Consider the following 4,991-nt stretch of genomic DNA (forward strand, 5'->3'; position numbering starts at 1 on the left):
CTACTGGGTCGACGACATCGCCCTCGCCCCCGGTGACCAGCTGCTGCTCTACACGGACGGCGTATCGGAGGCCCGGGACCACGCCGGGCAGTTCTTCCCGCTGGCGGACTGGATGCGGCGGCAGGACCCGGAGCCGCCCCGTGAACTGCTCGACCAGCTGCACCTGGATCTGCTCCAGCACAGCGGCGGAAGGCTCGACGACGACATCGCGGCCCTCGCGCTGAGGTGCTCCAGCGCGCAGGGCCGGGAGCTGTCGGCGTAGCGGGCCGAGTGTTCGTGGCCGCGCGCCTCGGATCACCTGGCGTGCTGCTCGTACCAGCCCTTGAGGAGCGTCGTGTCGAGGGTGGGCGCAAGAGTCCTGATCTGCCCTCTCCCCGGTCGGCGCCCGGTCAGTGCCCGGCCGGGGCCCTGTGTCGGGAATTCCCGCCGGATCGCCGACCGGGCGCCTCCGGAGTCTTGTAGCCGGACATGGCTCGCTCATAGGATTCGAGTGAGAGCTCGTTGAATCGTTTCATTCCTGGAATGGGCACAGTGAGCAGGGGAGTGGATATGCCCGGAACTTGGGACCGCAGGACCTTTCTTCGCGCCACCGCGGGAACGGTGGGTGCCGGAATTTCCGTCGCCTCCGCCKCGACTCCCGCATCGGGGGTGCCGACCGGCGGGTCGCAGGGCTCCGGGGGAGGCGGAACCGACGGCCTTCGCGTCACGCGCACGACCGTGGAGTACGCCGAGAACGTCCTCGGAACCGATGTGGCCCGCCCCCGGCTCGCCTGGGAGTTGGCGTCCCCGGGGCAGGGCGCACGGCAGAGCGCCTACCGCATACAGGTCACCACCGGTGGGACAGGGTGGGGCCGATCGCCGGTGTGGGACTCGGGCAAGGTGATGTCCGCGAACAGTGTCGGCGTGGCCTATGGCGGACMGGCCCTGGAGCCGCGCACTCGGTACGCCTGGCGGGTCAGGGTGTGGGACGGGCGGGGCAAGGCGTCGGCCTGGAGTGCGCCCCGTTGGTGGGAGACAACGTTGTCGCCCGAGGAGTGGGGCGCCAGTTGGATCGGTGTGGACACGCCCACGCCCCTCGACTTCACCGGCGCGTCGTGGATCTGGGCAACCGGAGCGAGTCTGGAGAACGCCCCCGTAGGCACCAGATGGTTCCGGTCCCACTTCGACCTGCCGCAGGACGCCGAGGTGGTGAAGGCGACCCTCGTGGCCACCGCGGACGACGACTTCGCCCTGTACCTCAACGGCCAGCCGTCAGTGGATGCCCCGCAGCAGCAGGACGGCTGGCCGTTGAGGTACACCGCCGACGTGACGCAGGAAGTGCGGGAGGCCGCGGCCGCCGGGACGGGCGTCGTCCTCGCCGCCACGGCCACCAACCGTGCCGGAGCCTCGGTCAACCCCGCGGGGCTGCTGGTCCGTCTGCGGGTGGAGACGTCGACGGGGCGGACGTACGAACTCCTCAGCGGCGCCGGATGGCGTGCGACGCAGACGGAGCAACAGGGCTGGCAGGAACCGGAGTTCGACGACTCGGCGTGGCCCCCGGCGGTGGTGCTCGCCCCCTACGGCCAAGGCCCCTGGGGCACCGGAGTGAGTGTCACCATGCCGGAGCAGCCGGCCCCGCTCCTGCGCAGGGAGTTCGACATACCGGGCCGGATCAGCCGGGCCAGGCTCTACATCAGCGGCCTGGCCTATTACGAGGCGCAGATCAACGGCCGGCGTGTGGGACGCCAGGTGCTCGACCCCGGATTCACCGACTACGACGAGACCGTGCTGTACACCGTCCACGACGTCACGGAACTCCTTCGCCGTGGCGGCAACGCGATCGGGGTGAGCCTGGGCCGTGGCTTCTTCGGCATGACCACCCCGAACGTCTGGAACTGGCACCGGCCGCCATGGCACTCGGAGCCGCGCCTCATCGCCCGCCTGGAGGTCGAGTACCCCGACGGCTCCCGCACCGCACTCGTGACCGACGACCGGTGGCGGATCACCGAGGGACCCACGCTCTCCAACTCCCTCTACGCCGGGGAGACATACGACGCCCGGCGCGAACCGGGCCCGTGGACCAGCCCCGGCTTCGACGACTCCGCCTGGCGCCCGGCCGAGGCGCAGAGCGCGCCGAAGGGACGCCTGCGGGCGCAGCCGCACGACGGAATCGAGGTCATCGAATCCTTCCACCCCGAGCGGATCACCCGACTCGCCCCCGAGGTGCACCTGGTGGACATGGGCCGGACCATGTCCGGATGGGCCCGGATCACGGTCGGGAACCTTCCCGCGGGCACCCGTCTCCAGCTCACCTACGGCGAGAAACTGAAGCCCGACGGAAGCGTGTCGGCCGAGACGTCGCACGTGCCCGGCCGCTTCCAGCGCGACGAGTACATCTGTGCCGGCCGCGAGGAGGAGACCTGGGAGCCCTCCTTCTCCTACAAGGGCTTCCGGTACGTCCAGATCAGCGGCCTTCCCGAGACGCCCGACGCCCGGCAGATCCTCGGCCGGCTCGTGCACACCCCGCTGGACGAGGTCAGCTCCTTCGCCTGCTCGGAGCCTTTCTACGAGTGGCTCGACCAGGCCATGCGGCGGACCGTCCTGAACAACATGCACGGCATTCCGACCGACACCCCGATGTACGAGAAGAACGGCTGGACCGGCGACGCCCAGCTCGGCACGCCGGTGATGACCTACGCGTTCGCCATGCACCGCATGCTCTCCAAGTGGCTGGGCGACCTTGCCGACAGCCAGACGGAGGACGGTCAGCTGCCCGTGATCGTGCCGAGCGGCGGCTGGGGATACGGCGAGCTCGGGCCCTCGCCCGAGTGGACGACCGTGTACCCCTTCCTCATCCGGGAGTTCTACCGGGTGTACGGCGACGAGCGGGCGGCACGCGAGCACTGGACGACGCTGACCCGCTACCTGGACTGGGAGCTGTCCCGGCTGCGCGACGGCCTCGCCGTCACGGCACTCGGCGACTACCTCGCCCCCGGTTACGGCGGCAACCCCCCGGAGGACACGCGGCTGACCGCGACCGCCTACCTCCATCGGGCGCTGCTGGCGACAGCCGAGATGGGCGAGGTGCTGCACGCCGACGATGTGGTGACGCGCTACCGGGAGGCCGCCGAGAAGCTCAAAGCAGCCCTCAACGCGGAGTTCCTGGGCGCGGACGGCTACTACCGGACGGCCAAGGACCCCGGCTACCGGCAGACCTCCAACGCGATTCCGCTCGCCTTCGGTCTGGTGCCGGACACCGCCCGCGCATCGGTCTTCGACAGCCTGGTGCGGGACATCGAACGCCGCGGCCGCCACCTCGACACGGGTGCGCTGGGCACCAGCGTGCTGCTGCGGGTGCTGTGCGCGCAGGGACGACCGGACCTGGCCCACGCGGTCGCGACCCAGCGCACCTACCCCGGTTGGGGCTACTGGCACGACAACGGCGCGGACACCATGTGGGAGATGTGGCCGCTCGACTCCCGCTCCCGCGACCACTACTTCCAGGGCACCGTGGCCCAGTGGCTCTACGAGAACGTGGCAGGACTGCGCCCGGGCGACGCCGGCTACGCGACGTTCTGCGTGCGGCCCGATGCCCGGACCGGCGTGGACTGGGCCCGGACGGCGATGCGCACCGTCCGGGGAACCGCGGGCGTCTCCTGGGCACAGACGGATGCCGGCTTCACGATGGAGGTGCGGGTGCCGGTGGGTGCGGTCGCGGAGGTCCATGTCCCCACGGCCGCCCGGGACGAGGTGACGGCACCTGACGGTGCCCGGCATCTGCGTACGGAGCCCGGGTTCGCCATCTACCAGGTGGCGCACGGGACTTGGCGTTTCACGAGTTGACGGCAGGGCGCTTGGCCTTGAGCCGGTGCTGCGGTCGTCAGCGCGGGGGAGTGGTGCTGGTCCGGCCCGCGAGGTCGACCAGCCGCTCCTCGAAGTTGACCGGGACCGAAGCAGCCCCGATGGTGTGGTGCCGGGCCGCCCGATCGCCGCCCTGGCAAAATGGCGGCATGGAACGTGTGCTGGGAATCGGTGGATACTTCCTGCGCGCTGCCGACCCGGCGGCCCTGAGCGCGTGGTATCGCGACTGCCTGGGCCTGGACGCCGACGAGCACGGCTTGTGGCAGCAGGCAGCCGGGCTGACGGTGTTCGCGACGTTCGAGTCCGAGACCGACTACTTCGGATCCCGCGCCCAGCAAACCATGCTCAACTTCCGGGTCCGCGACCTGGACGCGATGCTCGCGCAGCTGCGCGCCAAGGGAGCGGACGTGGACGAGGAAACACAGGACATGGAGGGTGTCGGTCGATTCGGCTGGGTCACCGATCCCGAGGGCCATCGTGTCGAGCTGTGGCAGCCCGCCTGAACGACCGGCTCCGGTACTCGCCGCCCACGCTCGGTCTGCTCAGCAACCCCGGTGAACTGTCCTCCGTAGCCCTGCCGTCAGTCTTGCTGTCCTCCTTCTTGCCCGGTCCCGGTCCGTCGCGGCCTGCCTGGTGGCACCTTGACGTGGTCGGAATCGGCCAACGCAAGGGCGTCGACGCCGGGGTGGGAAAATCCTTGCGCCCGCGGTCAGCATGACATCCCTGCGGAGCAGGGTGCCCTGCCGCCGGCCAGCGGGACAACCGGAAGGAGCCGTCAGCATGATCGAGTGGGCGTTAATCACCACGGGAGCCAGGCCCGTGCCCCGCCCAGCGGCCACCCCTCTCGTGTGGGCAGCGGCATTCGGCGGAGCGCTGCTGCTCGTGGCGCTCCTCAACACCCTCGTGGGAATCGACCGGCCCGAACTTGCCCTGCCGGCCCTGTCACTGCTGGCCGCTCTGCTGGGCCTGTACGCACGCTTCACAGCCGCCCCCGGCACGGCCCTCCTGTGCTGGCTGATCCTCAACGCCTTCGCCGTTCCGCCCGTGGGCACGCTCACCTGGGCTCGTGCCCGCAGGCGCAGGCTCAGTTGGCCGGGTCGATCCAGTGGTGGGTGATGACGGCGCCGCTGTGGTTGCAACGCAGGCTTGTG

At 70.4% G+C, this 4,991-nt stretch carries 4 protein-coding genes and 1 pseudogene; 4 read left to right on the top strand and 1 reads right to left on the bottom strand.

The annotated features are described in order from the left end of the window. The coding region (locus tag EAO75_RS32395; protein ID WP_147998747.1) for a SpoIIE family protein phosphatase at window positions 1-262 on the top strand (262 nt) is incomplete at its 5' end. Between the two features lie 338 nt (window positions 263-600). Continuing rightward, the gene (locus EAO75_RS32400) at window positions 601-3,822 is read left to right on the top strand and encodes a glycoside hydrolase family 78 protein (protein WP_261989505.1); all 3,222 of its coding nucleotides are present in this window, start codon (window positions 601-603) and stop codon (window positions 3,820-3,822) included. 37 nt (window positions 3,823-3,859) lie between these two features. Here EAO75_RS32400 and EAO75_RS47725 read toward each other — a convergent pair whose 3' ends face one another. After that, window positions 3,860-3,991, bottom strand: coding sequence for a hypothetical protein (locus EAO75_RS47725; RefSeq protein ID WP_261989506.1), 132 nt, complete (start codon window positions 3,989-3,991; stop codon window positions 3,860-3,862). Here EAO75_RS47725 and EAO75_RS32405 point away from each other — a divergent pair. Together EAO75_RS32405 and EAO75_RS32410 are read left to right on the top strand one after the other, a co-directional pair. Further along, window positions 3,990-4,343, top strand: coding sequence for a VOC family protein (locus tag EAO75_RS32405; protein WP_147998739.1), 354 nt, complete (start codon window positions 3,990-3,992; stop codon window positions 4,341-4,343). The genes EAO75_RS47725 and EAO75_RS32405 overlap by 2 nt on opposite strands. A gap of 277 nt (window positions 4,344-4,620) precedes the next feature. Next, a pseudogene (locus EAO75_RS32410) lies at window positions 4,621-4,914 on the top strand (hypothetical protein); the annotation flags it as partial. Between the last annotated feature and the right edge of the window lie 77 nt (window positions 4,915-4,991).

Source organism: Streptomyces sp. UW30 (assembly GCF_008042075.1).
Taxonomy (GTDB): domain Bacteria; phylum Actinomycetota; class Actinomycetes; order Streptomycetales; family Streptomycetaceae; genus Streptomyces.